The organism is Micrococcus antarcticus (genome assembly GCF_044872765.1).
GTDB lineage: Bacteria > Actinomycetota > Actinomycetes > Actinomycetales > Micrococcaceae > Micrococcus.
Window position 1 is genome coordinate 784,348 of the sequence record NZ_CP085253.1, and the last position, 24,601, is coordinate 808,948.

The 24,601-nt window shown below is 74.4% G+C and carries 16 protein-coding genes; 4 read left to right on the plus strand and 12 right to left on the minus strand.

The window, feature by feature from the left end:
- Positions 1-357 precede the first annotated feature (357 nt).
- The 4 genes from tyrS to LG274_RS03650 form a co-directional block, all read right to left on the minus strand.
- Entirely contained in the window at positions 358-1,686 is a 1,329-nt protein-coding gene (gene tyrS, locus LG274_RS03635; protein WP_404465998.1) for a tyrosine--tRNA ligase, read from the minus strand.
- A 92-nt stretch (positions 1,687-1,778) separates the two neighbouring features.
- Complete coding sequence (locus LG274_RS03640; RefSeq protein ID WP_404465460.1) at positions 1,779-4,067, minus strand: HelD family protein; 2,289 nt, start codon at positions 4,065-4,067, stop codon at positions 1,779-1,781.
- Between the two features lie 186 nt (positions 4,068-4,253).
- Positions 4,254-5,714 (minus strand): argininosuccinate lyase, encoded by a 1,461-nt coding sequence (argH, locus tag LG274_RS03645; RefSeq protein ID WP_298987430.1) that lies wholly within the window; start codon positions 5,712-5,714, stop codon positions 4,254-4,256.
- A 16-nt stretch (positions 5,715-5,730) separates the two neighbouring features.
- On the minus strand, positions 5,731-6,972 hold the full coding sequence (locus LG274_RS03650) for an argininosuccinate synthase (RefSeq protein WP_298987425.1): 1,242 nt from the start codon (positions 6,970-6,972) through the stop codon (positions 5,731-5,733).
- 575 nt (positions 6,973-7,547) lie between these two features.
- Here LG274_RS03650 and rpf point away from each other — a divergent pair.
- Positions 7,548-8,546 carry a resuscitation-promoting factor Rpf gene (gene rpf / locus LG274_RS03655; RefSeq protein ID WP_404465463.1) on the plus strand — a complete coding sequence of 333 codons (999 nt, stop codon included), beginning with the start codon at positions 7,548-7,550 and terminating at the stop codon, positions 8,544-8,546.
- Positions 8,547-8,681: 135 nt separating this feature from the next.
- Here rpf and argR read toward each other — a convergent pair whose 3' ends face one another.
- The 6 genes from argR to argC all read right to left on the minus strand — a co-directional run bounded on the left by argR (position 8,682) and on the right by argC (position 14,666).
- On the minus strand, positions 8,682-9,170 hold the full coding sequence (gene argR, locus LG274_RS03660; RefSeq protein WP_248117105.1) for an arginine repressor: 489 nt from the start codon (positions 9,168-9,170) through the stop codon (positions 8,682-8,684).
- Positions 9,170-10,156, minus strand: coding sequence for an ornithine carbamoyltransferase (gene argF, locus LG274_RS03665; RefSeq protein ID WP_404465465.1), 987 nt, complete (start codon positions 10,154-10,156; stop codon positions 9,170-9,172). The genes argR and argF overlap by 1 nt, the downstream gene beginning before the upstream one ends.
- Before the next feature lie 73 nt (positions 10,157-10,229).
- Positions 10,230-11,489 (minus strand): acetylornithine transaminase, encoded by a 1,260-nt coding sequence (locus LG274_RS03670; RefSeq protein WP_319076208.1) that lies wholly within the window; start codon positions 11,487-11,489, stop codon positions 10,230-10,232.
- Positions 11,486-12,457, minus strand: coding sequence for an acetylglutamate kinase (gene argB / locus LG274_RS03675; RefSeq protein WP_319076210.1), 972 nt, complete (start codon positions 12,455-12,457; stop codon positions 11,486-11,488). Before argB ends, LG274_RS03670 begins: the two co-directional genes overlap by 4 nt.
- An 11-nt stretch (positions 12,458-12,468) precedes the next feature.
- Positions 12,469-13,629 (minus strand): bifunctional glutamate N-acetyltransferase/amino-acid acetyltransferase ArgJ, encoded by a 1,161-nt coding sequence (gene argJ, locus LG274_RS03680; RefSeq protein ID WP_404465468.1) that lies wholly within the window; start codon positions 13,627-13,629, stop codon positions 12,469-12,471.
- Positions 13,626-14,666, minus strand: a complete 1,041-nt coding sequence (argC, locus tag LG274_RS03685; protein WP_298713717.1) for an N-acetyl-gamma-glutamyl-phosphate reductase — start codon at positions 14,664-14,666, stop codon at positions 13,626-13,628. The genes argJ and argC overlap by 4 nt, the downstream gene beginning before the upstream one ends.
- Positions 14,667-14,728: 62 nt before the next feature.
- Between argC and LG274_RS03690 the strand changes: the two genes are divergently transcribed.
- From LG274_RS03690 to LG274_RS03700, 3 genes are all read left to right on the plus strand, one after another.
- A complete protein-coding gene (locus tag LG274_RS03690; protein ID WP_298713720.1) occupies positions 14,729-15,733 on the plus strand; it encodes a quinone oxidoreductase in 1,005 nt (334 codons plus the stop codon).
- 196 nt (positions 15,734-15,929) lie between these two features.
- Positions 15,930-19,931, plus strand: coding sequence for a Pls/PosA family non-ribosomal peptide synthetase (locus tag LG274_RS03695; protein ID WP_298713723.1), 4,002 nt, complete (start codon positions 15,930-15,932; stop codon positions 19,929-19,931).
- Positions 19,928-21,328 carry a M1 family metallopeptidase gene (locus tag LG274_RS03700; RefSeq protein WP_404465471.1) on the plus strand — a complete coding sequence of 467 codons (1,401 nt, stop codon included), beginning with the start codon at positions 19,928-19,930 and terminating at the stop codon, positions 21,326-21,328. The genes LG274_RS03695 and LG274_RS03700 overlap by 4 nt, the downstream gene beginning before the upstream one ends.
- A gap of 28 nt (positions 21,329-21,356) precedes the next feature.
- Here the strand turns inward: LG274_RS03700 and LG274_RS03705 are convergent, their stop codons facing one another.
- Positions 21,357-22,010 (minus strand): 4'-phosphopantetheinyl transferase superfamily protein, encoded by a 654-nt coding sequence (locus tag LG274_RS03705; protein WP_298713730.1) that lies wholly within the window; start codon positions 22,008-22,010, stop codon positions 21,357-21,359.
- A gap of 11 nt (positions 22,011-22,021) precedes the next feature.
- Positions 22,022-24,598 (minus strand): phenylalanine--tRNA ligase subunit beta, encoded by a 2,577-nt coding sequence (gene pheT / locus LG274_RS03710; protein ID WP_404465473.1) that lies wholly within the window; start codon positions 24,596-24,598, stop codon positions 22,022-22,024.
- Positions 24,599-24,601 lie beyond the last annotated feature (3 nt).

The window sequence follows — 24,601 nt, forward strand, 5'->3', positions numbered from 1 at the left end:
GAAGAAGGCTACAAAAGCCTACCACACGATCACCAGCAGTCAAACCAGATCATCTCTTCAGGAATACCAGCATCCCCTCACAGGAACACTGCACACTGTGTGAGCACATCCGCCCTGGACCTGCCATTCTCGGCAAGAATCCGCGGATTCCATGTTCTTCACCCGGCCGTCCGATTCCTCGAACCGCGCCTCAGCACGAGATGGAACTCTACACACACCACGACCCCCACGCAAAATCGGGTGGTCATCGGCATGCGAGAGGCCCCGTCTTCCGCAGGATCCTGCGGAGGACGGGGCCTCGGGTCTCTGCCGGCAGGACGCTGGCGGCAGAGGCAGCGGCTGTGACGCCGCCCTCACTCACCGCGCGGTCAGATCCGCGCCGGCCATGTTCTTCTTGCCCCGTCGCACCAGGAGGTAGCGACCCGCGAGGGCGTCGGCCGCGCCGAACCTCTGCTCCGCGTCCGTCATCCGCACGTTGTTCACGGACGCGCCGCCCTCCTTGATGGTGCGCCGTGCCTCGGACGTCGAGGAGGCGAGGCCGGTGGAGACGAGCAGCTCGACCGCCGTCGCCGTGCCGGCCTCTCCCTGCCACTGCGCGGGATCCGCCTGGGGCAGCTCGGAGAGGACCGCGGCCAGCGTCTCCCCGTCCACGGTGGAGAGGTCCCCTCCCCCGAACACGGCCGCGGACGCGTCGATGACCTTCTGGGTCGCGTCCTCCCCGTGGGCCAGGGCGGTGACCTCCCACGCGAGCCGCTTCTGCGCCTCCCGGCGGAACGGCTCCTCGGACACCTTCCGCTCGTACTCCTCGATCTCGGCACGGGTGAGGAAGGTGAACACCTTCAGCCGGGAGACCACGTCGGCGTCTGCGGTGTTGAGCCAGAACTGGTAGAACGCGTAGGGCGAGCACATCTCCGGGTTCAGCCACACGGCGTTCCCCTCGGACTTGCCAAACTTCGTGCCGTCCGCGTTCGTGATCAGCGGGGTGCCAAGGGCGTGCACGTGTGCACCCTCCACCTTGCGGATCAGCTCCGTGCCCGAGGTGAGGTTGCCCCACTGGTCCGAGCCTCCCGACTGCAGGCGCACCCCGTGGCGGCGGTACAGCTCGAGGAAGTCGTTGCCCTGGAGCACCTGGTAGGAGAACTCGGTGTAGGAGATCCCCTCCTCCGAGTGGAGGCGCTTGGCCACGATCTCCTTCTTGACCATGGTGCCCACGCGGAAGTTCTTGCCCACCTCGCGCAGGAAGTCGAGCGCGCTCAGCTGGGAGGTCCACTCGAGGTTGTTGACCATCGTGGCGGCGTTGTCCTCCTCGAAGGACAGGTAGGGCTCGATCTGCGCCCGCAGCGAGTCCACCCACGCGGCCACTGTCTCGCGCGTGTTCAGCACGCGCTCGGAGGTCTGCCGGGGATCGCCGATGAGGCCGGTGGCACCGCCGACCAGGGCGACGGGGCGGTGGCCGGCCAGCTGCAGGCGGCGCATGAGCAGCAGCTGGACCAGGTGGCCCAGGTGCAGGGACGCCGCCGTGGGGTCGAACCCGCAGTAGTACGAGATCGGCTCCCCGGCCAGCGCCTCCTGGAGGGCGGCCTCGTCTGTGGAGACGTGGACGAGCCCGCGCCAGCGCAGCTCCTGCCACACGTTCTCGAAGGAGGGATCGTTGGCCTGCTCCCGCAGGCGCTGGGCACGGTTCACGGTCGATTCAGCCACGCCGCCACCCTACCGACGTCCCGCTCCCCCGCGACGGCGACGCGCCGCCGTCGTGGGGGACCACGCCGACGCCGGCCTCAGCGGGGCACGGCGCTGAGGCCGGCGGGCAGCCGCGCCTCCTCCGCCGTGGAGACGATCGTCAGGGCCTGCGTGCACCGCGTCATGGCCACGTAGAGGTCGCCGACGACGCCGTGCGCGTCCTCCACGATCCGCTCGGGGGCCGCGAGGACCACGGTGTCGAACTCCAGTCCCTTGGTCTCGCGGGGGCTCACCACGACGACCTCCACCCCGGGCAGCGGCGCCCGGTCCACGCGCGCCGTTCCCCAGCGCTCCCGCAGGGCGGCCACCTGGGCGGGCACCTCGGCCTCGGGCACGATCACCGCGGTGAGTGCATCCGGGACCAGGTCGCGCTGGCGGGCGACGGCGTCGCCGACCAGCCCGGTGAGCGTGCCGCCCGGCTCCGCGACGAGCTCGGGGGCGTGGTCGCCCTCGCGCACCGCCTCGGGCTGCGAGACGGCGAGACCGGCCGCCTGTGCCACCTGCGCCGCCCAGCGCATCACCCGGGCCGGCGAGCGGTAGTTCACCGTCAGCTCCTCCAGCCGCCAGCGGTCCCCGAAGAACGGCGTGAGCGCCGCGTCCCACGAGCCGGCCGCGTCGAGCCGCGAGGACTGCGCGATGTCCCCCACCACCGTGAAGGACTTCATGGGGCAGCGGCGCGCGAGCAGCCGCCACTGCATCGGGGAGAGCTCCTGTGCCTCGTCCACCACCACGTGGCCGTACGTCCACGAGCGGTCGTGGGCGGCCTGGTCGGCCGTCGTCCTGCGGACGCCGCCGGGCTCGTTGGCCGCGGCGAGCTGCTCGGCGTCCACCACGCCGTCGATCCCCATGTCCTCGAGGCTCTGGTGCATGTTCTCCAGCGAGGCGCGCGCGTTGTCCACGTTGCGGCGGTGCTGCGCCTCGGACTCCCGGCCGGTCGGCGGGGCCTCCACGGCGCCGAGCAGCTCCGCGGCCTCGTCCAGGAGCGGCACGTCCGCCTCGGTCCACGGGGAGCCGGCGGGCCGCAGCAGCGCGGCGATGTCCTCGTCGGAGAGCCACGGGGCAGCCGCGCGCAGCAGGGGCTCGCGGGAGAGGAGGTCCCCGATGAGCCACTCCGGCGTCATCGGCATCCAGCACAGGTTGAGCGCCACCCGCACGTCGCGGGCGGTGCGCACGTCCTCCAGGAGGAGGTCCCGCTGCACGGGGGCGCCGGAGGATTTCTCCAGCTTCTTGCGCAGCTTCTCCGCGAGGTCCTTCACGAGGATCTTCACGAAGGTCGCGCGCGCCTCGTTGTGCGGCTTGCCCGTGGCACGGGCGCGTTCGCGAGCGCGCCGCACCATGGCCGGCTTGAGCTTGACCACCGTGCCGTCGATGTTCAGCCGGCGGGGCTCCACGAGGAGGCGCTGGCGCTGCGCGACGGCGTTCACCACCACCTCTGCCATCTCGAGGCGGCCCTTCACCGCCGCGGCGGCCGCCCGCGGCTCCGGTCCGGCCTGGAACCCCGGCATGAGCGTGCCGAGCGAGGCCATCACGACGCCCGTCTCGCCGAGCGAGGGCAGCACCCGCTCGATGTACCGCATGAAGGCGGTCGAGGGGCCCACCACGAGCACGCCGGAGCGGGCCAGCCGGTCGCGGTGCGTGTACAGCAGGTACGCGGCGCGGTGGAGGGCGACGGCGGTCTTGCCCGTGCCCGGCCCGCCCTGGACGACCAGCGCGCCCGAGACACCGGCGCGGATGATCTCGTCCTGCTCCGCCTGGATCGTGGCGACGATGTCCCCCATGCGACCCGTGCGGCGCGCCGTGACGGCGGCCAGCAGGGCGCCCTGGGAGTCCGGGCTGATGTGGTCGTCGTCCGCGAGCAGGCCCGGGTCCAGGATCTCGTCGTCCAGGTCCCGCACCTCGCGGCCGCGCAGCATGAGGTGACGCCGGCGGCGCACGTGCTGGCGACGGGCCGCCGTCGCCTGGTAGAAGGCACCGGCCTCGGCGGCGCGCCAGTCCACGAGGAGCCGCTCCTGCTGGGGGTCGGTGAGGCCGATGCGCCCGATGTAGCGCTGCTCCGACACCCCGTCCTCGTCCGGGTCCAGGTCGAGGCGGCCGAACACGAGCCGCTCATCGACGGCGTAGAGCTGGGCGAGGCGGTCCTCGTAGAGCGTGGCGAAGGCGTCCCGCTCGGAGTGGTTCTGGAGCGATCCCTCGAGCCCGGTGCGGCGCACGCGGGCGAGCTGCTCCTCCTTCTCGACGCGCAGGGCGTCCAGCCGGGCGTAGCGCTCGGACACCCGCCCCTGTTCGAGTTCGAGCTCCGTCTGGCGGGCGGACACGACGTCGGTCATCGCGGTGGTCCTTCACAGGGGCGGTCGGGGGTGGGCGGGCTCGGCGCGCCGCGCACCCGGTGGAAAAGTGACCACCCATGCTACAGCGACACAGATGAACGACAGATGGCCGCGCGGTGGACCTCCCCGCACGGCCATCCCCGTCCCATCCGGGCCTCGGCGCCCCCGCGAGGGCACCGGCGCGCCTCACCGCGCGTCGACCACCGAGCCCCGGCTGGCCGCGAACGCCCGGAGGGGCTCCAGGGCTGCGGCCAACGCCTCGATCTGCGCGGCGACGGCCGAGGGGGCCGTGCCGCCCTGCCCGCTGCGCGAGGCCAGGGAGCCCTCGGTGCTGAGCACCTCGCGCACCGCCGGCGTCAGGTGCGGGGAGATCCGCGCGTACTCCTCGTCGGAGAGGTCCCACAGCTCGACGCCGCGGGCCTCGGCCGCCTGGACGGCCTCCCCCGAGAGCTCGTGCGCCTCGCGGAAGGGCACGCCCTGACGGACGAGCCACTCGGCGACGTCCGTGGCGAGCGCGAAGCCCTGGGGGGCCAGCTCCGCCATCCGCTCGGTGCGGAAGGTCAGCGTCGCGATCATCCCGGAGACCGCGGGGAGCAGCAGCTCGAGGGTGTCCGCGGCGTCGAACACGGGCTCCTTGTCCTCCTGGAGGTCCCGGTTGTAGGCCAGGGGCATCGCCTTGAGCGTGGCCAGCAGGCCTGTGAGGTCGCCGATCAGACGTCCGGACTTGCCGCGCGCCAGCTCCGCCACGTCCGGATTCTTCTTCTGCGGCATGATCGAGGACCCCGTGGAGAAGGAGTCGTGCAGGGCCACGAACCCGGCCTCCTTCGTGGCCCAGAAGATGACCTCCTCGGAGATGCGCGAGAGGTCCACGCCGATCATGGCCGCCACCCAGGCGAACTCGGCGTAGACGTCGCGGGAGGCCGTGCCGTCGATGGAGTTCCACACGGCCGAGTCGAAGCCGAGCTCCGCGGCCACCGCGTTCGGGTCCAGGCCGAGGGAGGATCCGGCCAGGGCCCCCGAGCCGTACGGAGAGACCGCGGCGCGGGCGTCCCAGTCCGCGAGGCGCTGCAGGTCCCGGGCGAAGGCCCACGCGTGGGCCAGCAGGTGGTGGGACAGCAGCACCGGCTGGGCGTGCTGGAGGTGGGTGCGCCCCGGCATGGGCGCGTAGGGGTGGGCCTCGGCCTGGGCCAGGAGGGCGTCGATCGTGTCGAGGACCCCCCGCGCCACGATCCGGGCGTGGTCCCGGAGGAACATGCGCCCGAGCGTGGCCACCTGGTCGTTGCGCGAGCGGCCCGCGCGCAGGCGCCCGCCCAGCTCCGGCCCGGCGCGCTCGATGAGACCGCGTTCGAGGGAGCCGTGCACGTCCTCGTCCGAGGCCGAGGGCGCGTACGCGCCCGAGCGCACGTCCTCCTCCAGGCGGTCCAGTGCCGCGAGCATGTCCCCCAGCTGATCCGCCGTGAGCAGGCCGGCCGCGTGGAGGACGCGGGCGTGGGCCCGCGAGCCCGCGATGTCGTAGGGCGCGAGCCGCCAGTCGAAGTGCGTGGACTTGCTGAGCGCGGCGAGGGCCTCCGAGGGTCCCCCGGCGAAGCGGCCGCCCCACAGGGCGCCCTCATTCGTGCCGTGCCGCGGCGTGGACTGCTCCGTCACGTGTCTCCCCTCGCGATCAATCGTTGCTCAGGCGGGCGACGTCGGCGAGGTCGGCGGTGCCGGCCAGGCGCTGCTCGCGCTCGGACGCGGTCTTGGCCGAGAGCCCGAAGATGTCGATGAAGCCGCGGGCCGAGGACTGGTCGAACGCGTCGCCCTCGTCGTAGGTGGCGAGGTTGAAGTCGTAGAGGCCCGTCTCGGAGCGGCGGCCCTGCACCGTGGCGCGGCCGCCGTGGAGCTCGAGGCGGATCTCGCCGGTCACGTGCTCCTGAGTCGCGTCGATGAAGGTATCGAGGTTGCGCTTCAGGGGGGAGAACCACTGGCCGTCGTAGACCAGCTCGGTCCAGCGCTGCTCCGCCTGGCGCTTGAAGCGGGCCTGCTCGCGCTCGAGGGTGACGTGTTCGAGCTCGCGGTGGGCGGCGATCAGCGCCATCGCGCCCGGGGCCTCGTAGATCTCGCGGGACTTGATGCCCACGAGGCGGTCCTCCACGATGTCGATCCGGCCCACGCCCTGGGCGCCGGCGCGGCGGTTGAGCTCCTCGACGATCTGCAGCGGCGAGAGCGCGCGGCCGTCGAGGGCGGTGGGGACGCCCTTCTCGAACGCGATCGTGACCACGTCCGGCGCCGGCGGGAAGGCGGGGTCGTCGGTGTAGTCGTAGACGTCCTTCGTGGGCCCGTTCCAGATGTCCTCGAGGAAGCCGGTCTCGACCGCGCGGCCCCAGACGTTCTGGTCGATCGAGAAGGGGTTCTTCTTCGTGGTGGCGATCGGCAGCCCGTTGCGCTCCGCGTAGTCGATCGCCTTGTCGCGGGTGAGCGCGAGGTCGCGCACGGGGGCGATGCACTTCAGGTCCGGGCCGAGGGTCTGGATGGACACCTCGAAGCGCACCTGGTCGTTGCCCTTGCCCGTGCAGCCGTGGGCCACGGTCGAGGCGCCGAACTGGCGGGCAGCCGCCACGAGGTGGCGGGAGATCACGGGGCGCGAGATCGCGGACACCAGCGGGTACGCGTCCATGTACAGGGCGTTCGCCTTCAAGGTGGGCATGCAGTACTGCTCCGCGAACTCGTCGCGCGCGTCCGCGACGTAGGCCTCCACCGCGCCGCAGTCGAGGGCGCGCTGGCGGATGGTCTCGAGGGACTCGCCGCCCTGGCCCACGTCCACGGCGACGGCGACGACCTCGGCACCCGTGGCCTCCGCGATCCAGCCGATGGCCACGGAGGTGTCCAGGCCTCCTGAGTAGGCAAGGATGATGCGTTCCTTCACGATGAACTCCTCTGTCTCCTGTGTGCTGCGTCCGGGGCGGGCGCGCGGGCCCGGTCGGCCCCGCACTGCTGACCGATCGTACCCAGTATTTGCATAACTATTCAATGCGTCGCATATGGAACCCCCGCGGCGCAGGGATGACGTCTGCCACACATCGAGCGCGTTCGGACCCCCTCGATGCACGGGGGGACATCCCCCGGGGGCACGCCCCCTCCACCGTTGTCCACACCCCTGGGTGGACGGATCGCGCGGCAACGAGCCGCTTCATGCCGGATCGTCCGACCGGGATGGGCGATACGGAGCGGATCGTCCTCGCATACAGCCCCTCGGTCCCTCCCGGCCGCCGCCACGGGTGCCCGATTTGACGGGCCGCCCCCGAAGGGCGTTGACTCGTTCGTAGCCGATTCGTGATCTCACCGTTATCTGCCTGAGCGGATGACGCGATGATCTCGTGATCGAAATGCTTCGTCGGTCGCCCGCTGTGGGGTCGTCCCGAGCCGACGGAGTCTTTGACCCGACCAAGGAGTAGACGACCCCGGTGCGCCCCGGCCCGCCGAACAGCGAGGACTCGACACATGGACATCATGACTCTCTTCGCTTCTTCCGCCACCCGCTCCCGCCGTGCGACCGCGACCGTCGTCGCCGGCATGACCCTGGCCGGTGCTGCCGCTGTCGGCGGCGCCGTTCCCGCCCAGGCCGCCTCGGTGGCCACCTGGGACCGCCTGGCCCAGTGCGAGTCCGGCGGCGACTGGTCCATCAACACCGGCAACGGCTTCTACGGTGGCATCCAGTTCACCTACTCCTCCTGGCGCATGGTCGGTGGCTCGGGCTACCCGCACCAGGCCTCGAAGGCCGAGCAGATCAAGCGCGGCGAGATGCTCCTCGACATGCAGGGCTGGCGCGCCTGGCCCGCCTGCTCCAAGAAGCTGGGCCTGACCGCCTCCGATGCCGCGGGCACCCCGTCCGTTGCCGTCGAGCGCACCGCCACCGTGCAGCGTCAGGATGCCGCTGCCGCCGAGCGTGCCGCTGCTGAGCGCGCCGCCGCCGAGCGCGCCGAGGCCCAGCGTGCCGCAGCCGCCGAGCGCGCCGAGCGCGCCGAGGCCCAGCGTGCCGCAGCCGCCGAGCGCGCCGAGGCCCAGCGTGCCGAGGCCAAGCGTGCCGCAGCCGCCGAGCGTGCCGAGGCCCAGCGTGCCGCCGCCGAGCGTGCCGAGGCCCAGCGTGCGGCAGCCGCCGAGCGCGCCGAGGCCAAGCAGGCCACTGCTGAGCGCGCCGAGGCCAAGCAGGCCACTGCTGAGCGCGCCGAGGCCAAGAAGGCCGCTGCCGCGAAGTCCGCTCCGGTGAAGGCTGCGGCTCCCGCAGCCAAGGCCGCCCCCGCCGCCAAGGCTGCGAAGGCCGCTCCCGCCGTCAAGGCCGAGCAGACCGTCGTGGTCGCCAAGGGCGACACCCTGAACAAGCTGGCCGCCGAGCACGGTGTCGACGGTGGCTGGAAGGCCATCTACGAGGCCAACAAGGACCTCATCGAGGATCCGAACCTCATCTTCATCGGCCAGGAGTTCGTCCTCCCCCAGGCCTGATGAGCCTCGCGTGACCATCAGCGTCACGCACCACAAGAAGGCCCCCGCCGTCCGGTGGGGGCCTTCTTGCGTGTCCGGAGCGGTGGCGCCCACGCCGGCGGCCGGCAGGTGGACGCCCCGGGACGCCGGTCCCGGTCAGCCGGCGAGGCCCAGCAGCCGGGAGGCCACGACGGGTGCGTTCTCCGAGCAGGCCGTGATCAGCAGGATGGTGTCGTCGCCGGCGATCGTGCCGAGCACGTGCTCCACCCGGGCGTGGTCGATCACGCTGGCCAGGAACTGGGCGGCCCCCGGCGGGGTGCGCAGCACGACCAGGTTCTCGCTCGGCTCGGCGGAGATCAGCAGCTCGCGGGCCATGCTCGCCAGGCGGCCCTGCTGGGACTCCGAGCTGCGCGGCGGGACCGCGGACTCCTCGCCCTCGGCCGGCACCGCGTAGACCATCCCCGCGGCGCCGCGCACCCGGACGGCGCCCAGGTCCACGAGGTCGCGGGAGAGGGTGCCCTGGGTGACGGAGAGGCCGCGATCCCCCAGGGCGGCGGAGAGCTCGGCCTGCGAACGGACCTCGCGCGTGGCCAGCAGCTCGCGGATCGCGGCCTGCCGGGCGGTCTTGGTGGTCGGCACGGCCATCAGCGCGCCCCCTCCGCCGTCGCGCGCGGATCCTCCGCCAGCCCGGAGCGGTACAGGAGCCAGGCCATGAGGGCCTTCTGCGCGTGCAGGCGGTTCTCCGCCTCGTCGAAGACCACCGAGGCCGGGCCGTCAATGACGTCGGCGCTCACCTCGTAGCCGCGGTAGGCCGGCAGGCAGTGCAGGAAGATCGCGTCCTCGGCGGCCCGGGCCATCGCGGCCCCGTCCACCTGGTAGGCGCGGAAGAGGGTGTGCCGATCCTCCTTCTCGTCCTCCTGGCCCATGGAGATCCAGGTGTCCGTCACGACCACGTCGGCGCCGTCCAGGGCCTCGCCCGGATCCGAGGTGATGAGCACCGAGCCGCCGGTCTCGAGGGCACGCTCCCGAGCGGCCGCCACGACGTCGTCGGCGGGGAGGAAGCCGGCGGGGCCGGCGATCCGCACGTGCATGCCCGCCGTGACGCCGGCCAGGAGGTAGGAGTTGGCCATGTTGTTGGCCGCGTCCCCCACGTACGCCAGGGTCAGGCCCGCGGTGCGGCCCTTGTGCTCCCGCACCGTGAGGAGGTCGGCGAGCAGCTGGCACGGGTGGTAGTCGTCGGAGAGCGCGTTGACCACGGGGACCCGGGAGTGGGCGGCCATCTCCTCGAGACCGGCCTGCGCGAACGTGCGCCACACGATGATCCCGACCATGCGCTCCAGGACCTGGGCCGTGTCCGCGACGGACTCCTTGTGGCCCAGCTGCGACTCCCCCGGGTTGACGATCAGCGGGCTGCCGCCGAGCTCCGCGATCCCGGCGGAGAAGGACACGCGGGTGCGCGTGGAGGTCTTGTCGAAGAAGACCACGCCGGTGCGGGGACCCGCCAGCGGGCGGTGCAGGAAGCGGTCCCCCTTCATCTCCAGGGCCAGGTCGAGGACCTCGGCCTGCTCCGCGGGGCTCAGGTCCGTGTCCACCAGGAAGTGGCGGGTCGGGGGGTGGGGGGCGGTGCTCATGGGGTCTCCTCCCGGAGAGGTGGGGCGGACGGGTGGGGCGGGCGGGCCCGCCAGGTCGGTGGCGCGAGGTCGCTCAGGCGGCGGCCACGAGGGCCGGCAGCGAGTCCGTGAAGCGGTCGAGGTCGGCCCGCCCGATGGTCAGGGGCGGGGCCAGGCGCAGGGTGGCGGGACCGGTGGCGTTGAGGATCCATCCGGCGTCGAGGCCGGCCCGCACGACGCCGGGGGCGAGCCCGCCCTCCGGGTCCGCGCCCGCCCTCTCGGCGAGGTCCACGCCGATCCACAGGCCGTAGGCGCGCACGGCGCTCACCTCCGGCAGCGCCGACAGGCGGGCGGCCAGGCGCACGCCCTCCGCGCGGACACGCTCCAGCAGCCCCTCGGCGCGGATCGTCTCGACGACGGCCAGGCCGGCCGCCGTTGCGAGTGGATTGCCGCCGAATGTGGTGCCGTGCTGGCCCGCGGTGAGCAGGCCGGAGGCGCGCTCGCCCACGCACACGAGCGCGCCGATCGGCACGCCGCCGCCCAGGCCCTTCGCAAGGGTGAACGCGTCCGGGAGGACGGGCACGTCCGAGCCGGTGACCTCCGGGCTCTGGAAGCCGAACCACGCCCCGGTGCGGCCCATGCCGGACTGCACCTCGTCGAGGATCATGAGGGCGCCGGCCTCACGGGTGGCCTCGCGCACCCCGGACAGGTAGCCGGCGGGCCAGCCGTGCACGCCTGCCTCGCCCTGCACGGGCTCCAGCAGCACGGCCGCCACGGTGGCCCCGTCCGCGTCCGGGGCGAGCGCGGCGCGCAGCGCGGGAAGATCCCCGCCCGGGACGTGCTCGACGCCGCCGGGCAGCGGCTCGAAGGGGGCGCGGTAGGCCTGCTTGTGGGTGAGGGCGAGGGCGCCCATGGTGCGGCCGTGGAAGGCCCGCTCGAGGGCGATCACCCGGGTGCGCCGCCCCGAGGGGTCCTCGCCGCCGTGGCGGCGGGCCAGCTTGAAGGCGGCCTCGTTGGCCTCGGTGCCGGAGTTGGCGAAGAAGACAGTGGAGCCCTCGGGTGCGCCGGCCGCCGCGAGCAGCTCCTCCGCGAGCCGGACCTGCGGCTCCGAGGTGAAGAGGTTGGAGACGTGCCCGAGCGTGCCGACCTGCTCGGTCACCGCGCGCACGATCGCCGGGTGGGCATGGCCGAGCGAGTTCACGGCGATCCCGGCCAGCAGGTCCGTGTACTCCTTCCCGTCCGCGTCCCACACGCGGCTGCCCTCCCCGCGCACCAGGACGCGCGAGGGGGGCCCGAACACGCCGGTCAGGGAGGCGCCGTAGCGCTGGAGCAGCTGGGACTGGGTGGTGCTCATGCGTCCTCCTGGCCCGGGGCCGGTGCGTCGTCGTCGGGGACCACCTGGGTGCCCACGCCCGCCGACGTGAACACCTCCAGCAGCATGGAGTGGGGCCGGCGGCCGTCCACCACGTGGGCGCGCTGCACGCCGGCCTCCACGGCGTCCAGGCACGCGGCCATCTTCGGGATCATGCCCGAGGCCAGGGAGGGCAGCAGTGCGCGCAGCTGGCCGGCGGTGAGGGAGCTGATGAGGGATCCGCGGTCGGGCCAGTCCGCATAGAGTCCCTCGACGTCCGTGAGGAGGACGAGCTTCGTGGCCCCCAGGGCGGCCGCGAGCGCGGCGGCGGCCGTGTCGGCGTTGACGTTGAGCACGTGGCCGGTGGGGTCGCCGTCCGGCCCGATCTCGGGGGCGACGGAGGAGACGACGGGGATGCGCCCGGCGTCGATCACGTCCCGGATGGCGGCGGGGTTCACCCCCGTCACCTCGCCCACCAGCCCGAGGTCCACCTCGACGCCGTCCACGACGGCCCCGGTCCGGCGGGCGCGGAACAGGCCGGCGTCCTCCCCCGAGGACCCCACCGCGTACGGCCCGTGCGAGTTGATCAGTCCCACGAGCTCGCGGCCGACCTGGCCGGTGAGGACCATGCGCACCACCTCCATGGCCTCCGGCGTGGTGACGCGCAGTCCGCCCCGGAACTCGGAGGAGATCCCGAGGCGGTCGAGCATCGCGTTGATCTGCGGACCGCCTCCGTGCACCACCACGGGGTGCACGCCCACGTGGTGCAGGAACACCACGTCCTCGGCGAACGCCGCCCGCAGCTCCTCCGAGACCATGGCGTTGCCGCCGTACTTGATGACCATGGTGGTGCCGGCGAAGCGGCGGATCCACGGGAGCGCCTCCACGAGGACCTCGGCCTTCGAGGCGGCCCGCTCGAGGCGGTCCGCCGTGGAGAGCACGGGCGGGGCGGCGGTGGGGTTCTCGCTCATGTCGGGTCTCCTCACGTGGAGTAGGCGGAGTTCTCGTGCACGTAGTCGTGGGTGAGGTCATTGGTCCACACGATGGCCTCCGCGGAGCCGGCGTGCAGGTCGATCTCCACGCGCACCTCCCGGGCGCCCAGGTCCACGAGGGAACGGTCCTCCCCCACGCCGGAGGCGCGGCACACCTGCACGCCGTTGAAGGAGACGTCCAGGGCGTCCGCGTCGAAGGGCGCGAGGGCCTCCGGCACGGTGCCGACGGCCGAGATGACGCGTCCCCAGTTCGGGTCCTGGCCGAACACGGCGGCCTTGAAGAGGTTGGACCGGGAGACCGCGCGGGCCACCGCCTCGGCGGCCGCTTCGGTGCTCGCTCCCACCACGCGGATCGCGATCTCGTGCGACGCGCCCTCGGCGTCGCCGATGAGCTGGCGGGCGAGGTCCGCGCACACCCCGCGCAGCAGCTCGGTGAACTCGCCCGGATCCGGCGTGGCGCCCGAGGCGCCGGAGGACAGCAGCACCACGGTGTCGTTCGTGGACATGCAGCCGTCGGAGTCGGCGCGGTCGAACGTGGTGCGCACGGCCTCCCGCAGCGCGGCGTCGAGCACGGCGGAGGGCAGCAGCGCATCCGTGGTGAGGACGCACAGCATGGTCGCCAGTCCGGGCGCGAGCATGCCGGCGCCCTTGGCCATGCCGCCGATGACGTGGCCCTCGCCCGTCGCCAGCGCCTGCTTGGGCACGGTGTCCGTCGTCATGATCGCGACGGCGGCGTCCCCGCCGCCGTCGGCGGAGAGCGAGCCCGCCGCCGCAGAGACGCCCTCGAGCAGGAGCGGCATCGCGAGGCGCTCGCCGATCAGACCCGTGGAGCAGACCACGACGTCGGCGGGGTCCACGGACAGGGCCGCTGCCGTGTGCTCCACCGTGCGCCGGGCGTCCTCGAGGCCGGCCGCGCCCGTGGCCGCGTTGGCCCCGCCCGAGTTGAGCACGACGGCGGCGGCGCGCCCGTCCGCGAGCGCCGCGCGGGAGAGGCGCACGGGGGCGGCCGCCACGCGGTTCGTCGTGAACACGCCGGCGGCGGCGTGCTGCGGCCCGTCGTTCACGACGACGGCGACGTCCGGCCTCCCCGACGGCTTGAGCCCGGCCGTGACGCCGGACGCGCGGAACCCCTGTGCTGCGGTGACGCTCACGGCGCGACCCCCTGGTGCTCGAGCCCGGTCTGCTCCGGCAGTCCCAGGGCGATGTTCATGGACTGCACGGCGCCGCCGGCCGTGCCCTTGGTGAGGTTGTCGAGGGCGGCGGTGACGATCACGCGCCCGGCGCGCCCGTCCACGGCCAGCTGCAGCTGCACGTGGTTGGAGCCCAGCACGGCCTTGGTGGCCGGCCACTGCCCCTGGGGAAGCACGTGGACGAAGCGCTCGCCCGCGTAGGCGGCCTCCCACGCCGCGCGCACCGCGTCCGGCGCGACCCCGGGGCGCAGGCGCGCGGTCGCCGTCGCGAGGATGCCGCGGGGCATGGGGGCGAGGGTCGGCGTGAAGCTGATCTGCACGCGCTCCCCGGCCGCCTGGGACAGGCCCTGCTCGATCTCGGGGGTGTGCCGGTGCCCGCCGCCCACGCCGTAGGGGCTCATGCCTCCCATGACCTCGGAGCCGAGCAGGTGCGGCTTGGCGGCCTTGCCCGCGCCCGAGGTGCCGGACGCGGCCACGATCACGACGTCGGAGGTCTCGAGCAGGCCCGCCGCGAACCCGGGGGCCAGGGCCAGGATCGACGTCGTGGGATAGCACCCGGGGACGGCGATGCGGCGGGCGCCGGCCAGCCTCGCGCGCTGGCCCGGCAGCTCGGGCAGGCCGTAGGGCCACGTGCCCGCGTGCTCAGATCCGTAGAAGGCCTCCCAGTCCTCGGCGGACTCGAGGCGGTGGTCCGCGCCGGCGTCGATGACGAGCGTGTCCGGGGAGCGCTCCGCGATCTGCGCGGCGAGCGCGCCCGAGGCGCCGTGGGGCAGGGCGAGGAGGACGACGTCGTGCCCGGCGAGCACGTCCGCGGTGGTCTCCTGCAGCACGCGGTCCGCGAGGGTGTGCAGATGCGGCTGGAGGGCGCCGAGGCGCTCCCCCGCGTTCGAGTGCGCCGTGATGGCGCCGATGCTGACCTCGGGGTGGTCCGCGAGCAGGCGCAGGGCCTCTCCCCCGGCATAGCCGCTGGCGCCGGAGACGGCGACGGTGTGAGTCATGGGCCCACCCTACCTGGTGTATGCGAGATTCGGAATATGTATGCGATCGTACAGTGGACGGCATGAGCCTCGAACACGCCTCCCCCGCCCACCCCTCCACCCACCACGCCGTCGTCGTCGCCTCCGCGGGCGGACCCGAGGCACTGGCGTGGACCGAGGTCCCCGTGCCGACGCCGGCCGCCGGGCAGGTCCTCGTGCGCACGGCGGCGGCGGGCCTGAACTTCATCGAGACGTACCAGCGCTCCGGCGTGTACGCCGTGGACGTCCCCTTCACCCCCGGCACCGAGGGTGCGGGCGAGGTCGTGGCCGTGGGCGACGGCGTCGACGGCTCCCTCGTGGGGCGCCGCGTGGCGACGGCCGCCGGGCACGCCACGTACGCCGAGCACTTCACAGCCCCCGCCGACCAGCTCCTCGACGTGCCGGACGCCATGGACCTGGCCGACGCGGCGGCCCTGCCCCTGCAGGGCATGACGGCGCACTACCTGTGCCGCTCGACCTTCGAGGTGTCCGAGGGGCAGACGGTGGCGCTCACCGCCGGCGCGGGCGGCGTGGGCCTGCTCCTGACCCAGCTGGCGTCGGCCCGCGGGGCGCGCGTGATCGCCGCCGCCTCCACCGAGGAGAAGCGCGAGCTCTCGCGGGCCGCCGGGGCACACGCCGCCGTCGGCTATGCGGAGCTGAGGGACGCGGTCCTCGAGGCCACCGGCGGAGAGGGGGCGCACGTCGTCTACGACGGCGTCGGCCGAGACACCTTCGAGGCCTCGCTGACGATGCTGCGCGTGCGCGGCCTGCTGGTGCTCTTCGGGGGCGCCTCCGGCCAGGTCCCCCCGTTCGACCTGCAGCGCCTGAACTCCGGCGGCTCGCTCTACGTGACCCGGCCGTCCCTGGCGGCCTACACACGCACCGCCGAGGAGACCCGGCAGCGCGGCGCAGAGCTCTTCTCCGCGTGGACTCAGGGCTCCCTCGACGTGCGGATCGGCGCCCGCATCCCGCTCTCCGACGCCGGACGCGCGCACCAGCTGCTCGAGTCCCGCGCGACGACCGGCAAGGTGCTCCTGACGCTTCCGTGACCCCGCCGTGACGGTGTCACGACGTCCTCGCGGGGCGGCGCGGAAGAGCCTACGCCGCCGCCCGGGGAGGGAGGACACCGCGCACGAGTCGTCAGGTTAACAACAGGTGAACTACACTGGGCTGGTTCGGCGGCCCGTCGTGAATCTCCCGACGCCGCGCCGCCCACCCATCGACTGACCCTTCATCGGAGGTCCCATGACCGAGCCGACCGCCCGCGTCCACCCGCCGCAGCTCCCCGGATCCGACCGCACCCCGCCCCCACGGACCCTCCTCGACCTCTTCGAGGCCACGGTGCGTGAGCATCCCGACTCCCCCGCCCTCGACGACGGCCGCGAGCAGCTGACCTACGCGGAGCTGCACGAGCGCGTGCTGGAGTCCGCCCGCTTCCTCGCGGAGCGCGGCGTGCGACCCGGGGACCGGATCGGCGTGCGGATCGCGTCCGGCACCGTCGGCCTCTACGTCTCCATCCTCGCCGTGCTGGCCGCCGCCGCCGCCTATGTCCCCGTGGACGCGGACGACCCGGAGGAGCGCGCCCGCCTCGTGTTCGGCGAGGCCCGCGTGGCCGGGATCCTCACGGACGAGCGCGTGCTGAGCGCCTCCCGCGAGCCCGCCGCCGACGTCGGGACGGGCGAGCCCGTGCGCCCGGGCCTGGGCGACGACGCGTGGATCATCTTCACCTCCGGCTCCACGGGCACCCCGAAGGGCGTGGCCGTCTCGCACCGCTCCGCCGCCGCGTTCGTGGACGCTGAGGCGCGGATCTTCCTCCAGCAGGACCCGCTCGGCCCCGGCGACCGCGTGCTGGCGGGCCTCTCCGTGGCCTTCGACGCCTCCTGCGAGGAGATGTGGCTGGCCTGGCGCCACGGCGCATGCCTCGTGCCGGCCCCCCGCGCCCTCGTGCGCTCGGGCATGGACCTCGGCCCGTGGCTGGCCGAGCGCCGGATCACCGCCGTCTCCACGGTGCCCACCCTCGCCGCGATGTGGCCGACCGAGGCCATGGACAACGTGCGTCTGCTCATCTTCGGCGGCGAGGCCTGCCCGCCGGAGCTCGCCGCGCGCCTGGCGGTGGAGGGCCGCGAGGTGTGGAACACCTACGGCCCCACCGAGGCGACCGTGGTGGCCAGCGCTGCCCCTCTCACGGGCGAGGGGCCCGTGCGCATCGGGCTGCCGCTGGACGGCTGGGACCTCGCCGTCGTCGATCCCGCCACGGGGGTCCCCGTGGCCGCGGGCGAGACGGGCGAGCTGATCATCGGCGGCGTGGGGCTGGCCCGCTACCTGGATCCCGCGAAGGACGCCGAGAAGTACGCCCCCCTGCCCTCGCTGGGCTGGGAGCGCGCCTACCGCTCGGGCGACCTCGTGGTCTTCGACCCCGCGGGCCTGCTGTTCGTGGGCCGCGCCGACGACCAGGTGAAGCTCGGCGGCCGTCGCATCGAGCTCGGCGAGGTCGACGCCGCCCTCCAGGCACTGCCCGGGGTGCACGGCGGCGCGGCCGCGGTGCGCTCCACCCCCGCCGGGCACCAGATCCTGGTGGGCTACCTCAAGCCCGGCGGTCCGCTCGAGGACTTCGACCTCGCGGACGCCCGCGAGCGCCTCACCGAGGAGCTGCCGGCCGCCCTCGTCCCGCGCCTCGCCCTCGTGGAGTCCCTGCCCACCAAGACCTCCGGCAAGGTGGACCGCCACGCCCTGCCCTGGCCCCTGCCGGGCGCCGAGGCCGCGGACGAGGGCGCCCCCGAGATCGACGAGTCCACCCCCGCGGGCTGGGTCCTGCGGCAGTGGGCGGACATCCTCGGCCAGGCCCCCGCCGGGCCGAAGACCGACTTCTTCGCCGCCGGCGGCGGCTCCCTCGCCGCGGCGCAGCTCGTGGCACGCCTGCGCCAGCGCCACCCCGCGGTCACGGTGCAGGACGTGTACCGCCACTCCAAGGCCGGCGCGCTCGTCGCCGCCGTCGTGGGTGAGGAGGGCGACGCCCCGGGCATCGAGGTGCACGACCGCCACGTGGCCCGCACCCGGCACCGCACGCAGTGGGCGCAGACCCTCGTGGGCCTGCCCGTGTTCGTGCTGCCCGCGCTCCGCCTGGGCGTGTGGACGGGCCTCGTGCTCAACGTCCTCGCCCTGACCGGCCTGGCCCCCGGGCTGCCGACCGTGTCGTGGTGGGTGCTCGGCGTGGCGGCCCTGCTCGTCGTCACCGCGCCGGGTCGCATGCTCATCGCCGGCCTCGCGGCGCGGCTGCTGCTGCGCGGCGTGGAGCCCGGCTCCTATCCGCGCGGCGGCCGCGTCCACCTGCGCCTGTGGCTGGCCCAGCACGTCACGGACCTCGTGGACCCGTACTCGCTCGCCGGCGCCGCGTGGGTCCCGGCCTACGCCCGCCTGCTCGGCGCGAAGATCGGCCCGGACGTGGACCTGCACTCGGTGCCCCCCGTGACCGGCCTGCTCGAGATCGGCGAGGGCGCGTCCATCGAGCCGGAGGTCGACCTCTCGGGCTACTGGGTGGACGGCGACGTCGTCCGGATCGGCCGGATGCACGTGGGCGCCGGCGCCGTGGTCGGCGCCCGCTCGACGCTGATGCCGGGGGCCCGCGTGGGCGCCGGCGCGCACGTGGAGGCCGGCTCGACCGTGGCCGGCCGCCTGCGCGGCGGCCAGCGCCACGCCGGATCTCCCGCCGCCAAGGTGGGCAAGGTCAAGGCGGACGGGCCCAACGTGGCGCCACCCCGGGCCACGGGCTGGCGCATCGCCTCCACCGTGGGCTCCACCGTGCTGGCCCTGCTGCCGCTCGTGGCGGCCGCCGCCGCGCTCGCCGTGGGCGCGTGGTCCCTGGCGTGGTGGCCGGAGGCGGGCGCCGCGGCCACCCCGCTGGCCGCCGTCGGGCAGACCGCCCTGCGCCTGCTGGCCGCCTCGCCGCTCATGGCGGCGGTGTGGTTCGGCACGCAGATGCTGCTGGTCCTGCTGACCGTGCGCGTGCTCTCCGTGGGCATCACGGAGGGCCACCACCCCGTCCGCTCTCGGGTGGGCTGGCAGATCTGGGCCACCGAGCGTGTCCTCGACGCCGCGCGAGACCAGCTCTTCCCCCTCTACGCCTCGCGCTTCACGCCCGTGTGGCTGCGCTGGCTCGGCGCGGAGATCGGCCGCGACGTGGAGGCCTCCACCGTGGTCCTGCTGCCGAAGTTCACCCGCGTGGGCGACGGCGCGTTCCTCGCCGACGACACCATGGTCTCCTCCTACACCCTGCAGGGCGGCTGGATGCACGTGGGCCCGGCGAAGGTGGGCAAGCGCTCCTTCGTGGGCAACTCGGGCATGGTCCCGGGCGGGCGCACCCTGCGCCGAGACTCGCTCGTGGCCGTGCTCTCCACGACGCCGGCCAAGACGAAGGCCGGCTCCTCCTGGATGGGCTCCCCGCCCGTGCGCCTGCGCCGCACCGAGGTCGCCGCGGACGCGGCCCTGACCTACGACCCGCCGGCCCGGCTCAAGGCCGCGCGCACCGCGTGGGAGCTGCTGCGCGCCATCCCCGTGTGGCTCCACGTCGCCCTCACCATCGCCGTCGGTGCGGCACTCGCCGCGCTGGCCGCCGTCGGGGGCTGGCTCCTGGCCGCCGTGCTGGGCGGGGTCGTGCTGCTGGCCGCGGGCGCGGTGGCGGCCGGCATCACCGTGCTGGCGAAGAAGCTGTTCGTGGGGCGCATCCGCACCTCGGAGCACCCGCTGTGGTCCTCGTTCATCTGGCGCAACGAAGTGGCCGACACGTTCACCGAGTTCCTCGCCGCCCCGTGGTTCGCCCGTGCCGCCGCCGGCACGCCCGCACTCGTGTGGTTCCTGCGGGCGATGGGCGCGCGGATCGGGCACGGCGCGTGGGTCGAGTCCTACTGGCTGCCCGAGGCCGACCTCGTCACCCTCGGCGACGGCGCCACCGTGAACCGCGGATGCGTGGTGCAGACGCACCTCTTCCACGACCGCGTCATGGCCCTCGACGAGGTCACCCTGGGCGACGGCGCCACGCTGGGCCCCAACTCCGTGGTCCTGCCCGCGGCGCGCCTGGGCGCGGGCACCACCGTCGGCGCCGGCTCGCTCGTCATGCGCGGCGAGGACCTGCCCGCCGGCACCTGGTGGCTCGGCAACCCCGTCGCGCCGTGGCGCATGCCGGACGGACCGGTCGCCGTCGTCGAGCACGGAAGCACCGCCGCCCCCGCCACCACCGCAGAGGAATCATGAGCACGGACCCCTACATCCTCGGAGTCGGCACGGACGTGGCGACCATCGAGCACATCGACCTGACGCTCGACGTCCGGCTGGCCGCCAACCGCGTGGCCGGCGTGGCCGTGCTGCGCGTGCGGCTGCGGCGCCAGACCTCGAGCGTCGAGCTGGACCTGCACCGCCTCGCGGCGCAGTCCGTGACCGGAACGGTGGACGGGCGCACGCTGAAGGTCCGGCACTCCCAGCCGCGCCGCACGCCGCACCGCCTCGTGGTGCAGCTGGGCGAGAGCCTCCCCGAGGGCGCCCTCGTGGAGCTGACGGTGACGTACGCGGGCACCCCCGCGCCGCGCCGCAGCCCGTGGGGCACCATCGGCTGGGAGGAGCTCACCGACGGCGTCCTCGTGGCCGGGCAGCCGCACGGCGCGTCCACGTGGCTGCCGTGCATCGACTCCCCCGCGGTCCGCTCGACGGCACAGATCACCCTGACCTGCGACGCCGGCTACCTCCCCGTGGCCAACGGGATCGGCCGGCCCGTGCGCACCCGCGGCTCCCGCGTGACGTGGCAGTGGCGCATGGACCGGCCCGTTCCCGCGTACCTGCTCACCGTGCAGATCGGGCGGTACCGCCGCGTGGACGCACCGACGGCCGTGCCCGTCCCGGCCGGCCGCGGGGCGCACGCGGCCGCCTCCCGTGTGGCCGCCGACGCCGACGCGGGCCTGCCGCCGCTGAGGCTCGTGGTCTCGCCCCGCCAGGAGCAGCGCGCCCGCGCCGCGCTGGCGCCCCAGGCGCGGATGATGTCCGCGTTCGTGGACGCCTATGGCGCCTACCCGTTCGAGGAGTACACCGCCGTCGTGGCGGACGAGGTCCTCGAGATCCCGCTCGAGGCGGCCGGCATGTCCCTGTTCGGCACCAACCACCTGGACGGCTCGTGGGAGTCGGAGCGGCTGATCGCCCACGAGATGTCCCACCAGTGGTTCGGCAATGCCGTGACGCTGGGCCGCTGGTCGGACCTGTGGCTGCACGAGGGCTTCGCGTGCTACTCGGAGTGGCTGTGGGCCGAGGCGTCGGGCCGTTCCAGCATCGCCTCGATGGCCCGCCGCGCGTGGCACCGGCTGCGCGAGGAGCCGGAGGACCTCGTGCTCGTGGACCCCGGGCCGCGGGACATGTTCGACGACCGCGTGTACAAGCGCGGCGCCCTCACCGTGTTCGCGCTGCGCGAGCTCCTCGGCCCGCGCGCCTTCCGCGACATGGTCCGGGCCTGGGTGGCGCAGCACCGCTTCGGCACGGTGGACACCGCCGCGCTGCGCGCCCACGTCCACGCGTGGGCCGAGGCGGAGGGCGTTGAGGGATCGGACGTCGACGCGCTGTTCGAGGCGTGGACCGCGAGGGCGCCGCTGCCGGCGTTCCCGGGCTGACGCCGGCGGCGGTTGCGCCCGCGCGCGGTCATCGTCCGCGTCGCACCCGGAAGGCCAGCGCCCCGACGGCGCCGGGGACGACCGTGTCGTCGAGGTCGACCACGCGCATGCCCGCGGGAGGCCGCAGGGCGGGGACGTCGGTCGGATCACCGGTGAAGCCCGTCCCGGCGGCCTTCACGACAGCCTCCTTGCGGGTCCACAGCACCGCGCGGGCGGCCGGGCGGGCGGCCTCGTCGTGATCTGCGAGCCAGCCGCGCTCCCGAGGCGAGAAGGCGACGTCCCCGAGCGCGGCGTCCGTCGCGAAGGCCGGCGCGTCCTCCCGCTCCAGGTCCAGCCCGAGGCCGGCCCCCCGCCCCGCTCCGGCCCACCACGCGCCGAGCCGGACGCGCATGCCCGGCGCCCCGGGCACCGCCACGTGCGTGAACGAGACGAGCGCGCAGCGGCCGGTCGGCAGCCCCGTGAGGGAGGGCGCCCCGTGGTCCGTCCCCCCGCAGGCCGGGCACGCGTGCCCCAGCCCCAGCGGGCCCACCGGCTCCCCCCACACATCGGCGAGCGCCGACGCGATCTCCTCCAGGAGGGCGGCGGTGGCGGCGACGGCCGCCCCCGCGGGTGCGGAGACGGCCGTCGTCAGACCCCAGCGGCCCGGAAGGCCACCCGGGGCGGGAGCGTGGCGCGCGCCCACGGGAGGACCGTTCAGCGCTGCACCGCGCCGTGGCGCCGGGCCGCGAGCTCGGTGGCCGCGGCGCGGGCCTCGGAGGCCTCGTCCGCGGTGAGCGTGCGGTCCGGGGCCCGGAAGCGCAGGGAGAACGCCAGCGACTTCGTGCCCTCGGGCACCCCCGGCCCCTCGTACACGTCGAACAGCGCGACGTCCTCGAGCAGCTCGCCCGCCCCCTCGGCGAGGGTCGCGCGCACGTCCCCGGCCACCACGGCGGCGTCGACGACGAGGGCGACGTCCTGCGTGCTGGGCGGGTACGTGGAGATGGCCTCGGCGACGACGGCCTCGGGCGCCGCCGCGGACAGCGCGTCCAGGTCCAGCTCCCACGCGCTCAGGCGCGCGGGCAGGTCCTCCGCCTCGAGCCACTGGGGGTGGAGCTCGCCGGCCACGCCGACGACGGCCTCGCCGTCCGCGACGGCCACGACGAGCTCGGCGGCGCGCCCGGGGTGGAACGCGTGGTGCGCGCCCTGCCGGACCGTGAGCTCGACCCCGAGCAGGTCCGCGACGTCCAGCGCGGCGGACACGGCGTCCTGCCAGTCCACGGCGCGCCCGGCGGCGCCGGGGCCCACGGGGGCCTCGTGCCCGACGAGGACACCGCCCACGTGCCACGGCTGCGCGGGCACGCCGGAGGACAGTCCCTCGAGCACCTCGGCGGAGGGGTGCACGCCGCGCGGCGGCACCTCGGGCGAGCCGAGCGCGCCCGAGGGCAGGAACACGCGGCCCACCTCGGCCAGCGCGAGGTCACGGAAGCCGCGGCCCAGGTTGCGGCGCGCGGTCTCCACGAGGCCCGGCAGCAGCGAGGTGCGCAGGAACCGGAACTGGGAGGAGATCGGGTTGGCGAGCGAGACCGTCGCGAGCGCGTCGGCGGCCGCATCCGTCGCGGCGCCGAACCGGCGGTTCTGCTCCTCGGAGACGAACGGGTACGTCAGGACCTCGGTGTGCCCGCCGGCCGCGAGCGCGGCGGCGACGCGGCGGCGCTGGGCCTGGGCGCGCGTGAAGCCGCGGCCCGGGGGCGCGACCGGGACCACGGAGGGGATCTGGTCGTAGCCGCGCAGGCGCGCGACCTCCTCGACCAGGTCCTCGGGGATCTGCAGGTCCGTGCGCCAGGACGGAGCGGTGACGCGCAGCAGCGGCGCACCGCCGTCGCCGGTCTCGCCGACCTCCACCTCGGCGCCGAGGGAGCGCAGGGTCTCCACGACCTCGTCCGGGGTGTACTCCACGCCCACGCGGGCGGTCGGGTAGTCCGCCGCCATCTCGACGACGGCGGGGGCCGGGCGCTCGCCGACGTCCGTGACGCCCTCGGCGGCCACGCCGCCGGCCAGCTCGACGAGTAGCTGCACGGCGCGCTCGGCGGCCTCGTCCGCGACCTCCCAGTCCACGCCGCGCTCGTTGCGCTTCGAGGCCTCGGAGGGCAGGCGGTGGCGGCGGCGGGTGCGGGCGATGGAGACCGGATCGAAGTTGGCCGACTCGATCACGACGGCCGTGGTGGCGTCCGAGACCTCGGTGCGCTCCCCGCCCATGACGCCCGCCAGGCCCACGGCGCCGACCTCGTCCGCGATGACCAGGTCCTCGGCGTCGAGGGTGCGCTCCTTGCCGTCGAGCGTGGTGAGGGTCTCCCCCGGGGCGGCCCGGCGCACGGTGATGCCGCCCTGGAGCTTGTCCGCGTCGTAGAAGTGCAGCGGCTGGCCCAGCTCCCACATGACGTAGTTGGAGACGTCCACCGGCAGGGAGATGGAGCGGATCCCGGCAAGGCGCAGCCGTGAGGCCAGCCACGGCGGCGTCGGACGGGAGGCGTCCACGCCGGTCACGGTGCGGGCCACGAAGCGCGTGCAGCCCGGGTTCCCGTAGATGGGCGCGTCGTCGTCGAGCGTGACGGGCACGCCGGCGTCGTCGGCCGCGGGCGGGGCGACGGCCTCCGCCGGGTCCGTGAACGGCCTGCCCGTGGCGTGCGCGTACTCGCGGGCCACACCGCGCATCGAGAACACGTAGCCACGGTCCGGCGTCACATTGATCTCGGCGGCCTCGTCCCGCAGGTCCAGGACGTCGCGCACGTCGGCGCCGAGCTCCGGATCCAGACCGAGGGTGGAGAGCACCAGGATGCCCTCGTGGTCCTCGCCCAGGCCGAGCTCGCGGACGGAGGCCATCATGCCGGCCGAGACGTGGCCGTAGGTCTGGCGGGGGCTGATGCGGAAGTCGCCGGGCAGGACGGCGCCGGGCAGGCACACGGCCACCTTGTCCCCGACCTCGAAGTTCTGCGCGCCGCACACGATGCCCTGCACGCCGGAGGGGTCGACGCCCTCGCCCGTGAGGGTCTGCTCGGCGCCGTCGGGCACCACGCGGACGGAGCACCAGTTGATGGTCTTGCCGTTCTTCTGGGGCTCGGGCTCCTTGGTGAGCACCTGGCCCACCACGATGGGGCCCTCGAGCTCGGCGGCGGGACGGTGGACGTCCTCCTCCTCGAGGCCGACGCGGACGAGGTCCGCCATGACGTCCTCCGCGCGGTGGTCGGCGGGGACGGGGACGAACTCCCGGAGCCAGTTCAGGGGGATGCGCATTGG

What these genes read in the sequence shown, in the direction of transcription:
- LG274_RS03640 (WP_404465460.1), bottom strand. Translation starts at nt 4,067, where the DNA reads ATGACCGACGTCGTGTCCGCCCGCCAGACGGAGCTCGAACTCGAACAG.
- rpf (WP_404465463.1), top strand. Translation starts at nt 7,548, where the DNA reads ATGGACATCATGACTCTCTTCGCTTCTTCCGCCACCCGCTCCCGCCGT.
- argR (WP_248117105.1), bottom strand. Translation starts at nt 9,170, where the DNA reads ATGGCCGTGCCGACCACCAAGACCGCCCGGCAGGCCGCGATCCGCGAG.
- argF (WP_404465465.1), bottom strand. Translation starts at nt 10,156, where the DNA reads ATGAGCACCGCCCCCCACCCCCCGACCCGCCACTTCCTGGTGGACACG.
- LG274_RS03670 (WP_319076208.1), bottom strand. Translation starts at nt 11,489, where the DNA reads ATGAGCACCACCCAGTCCCAGCTGCTCCAGCGCTACGGCGCCTCCCTG.
- argB (WP_319076210.1), bottom strand. Translation starts at nt 12,457, where the DNA reads ATGAGCGAGAACCCCACCGCCGCCCCGCCCGTGCTCTCCACGGCGGAC.
- argC (WP_298713717.1), bottom strand. Translation starts at nt 14,666, where the DNA reads ATGACTCACACCGTCGCCGTCTCCGGCGCCAGCGGCTATGCCGGGGGA.
- LG274_RS03690 (WP_298713720.1), top strand. Translation starts at nt 14,729, where the DNA reads ATGAGCCTCGAACACGCCTCCCCCGCCCACCCCTCCACCCACCACGCC.
- LG274_RS03695 (WP_298713723.1), top strand. Translation starts at nt 15,930, where the DNA reads ATGACCGAGCCGACCGCCCGCGTCCACCCGCCGCAGCTCCCCGGATCC.
- LG274_RS03700 (WP_404465471.1), top strand. Translation starts at nt 19,928, where the DNA reads ATGAGCACGGACCCCTACATCCTCGGAGTCGGCACGGACGTGGCGACC.
- pheT (WP_404465473.1), bottom strand. Translation starts at nt 24,598, where the DNA reads ATGCGCATCCCCCTGAACTGGCTCCGGGAGTTCGTCCCCGTCCCCGCC.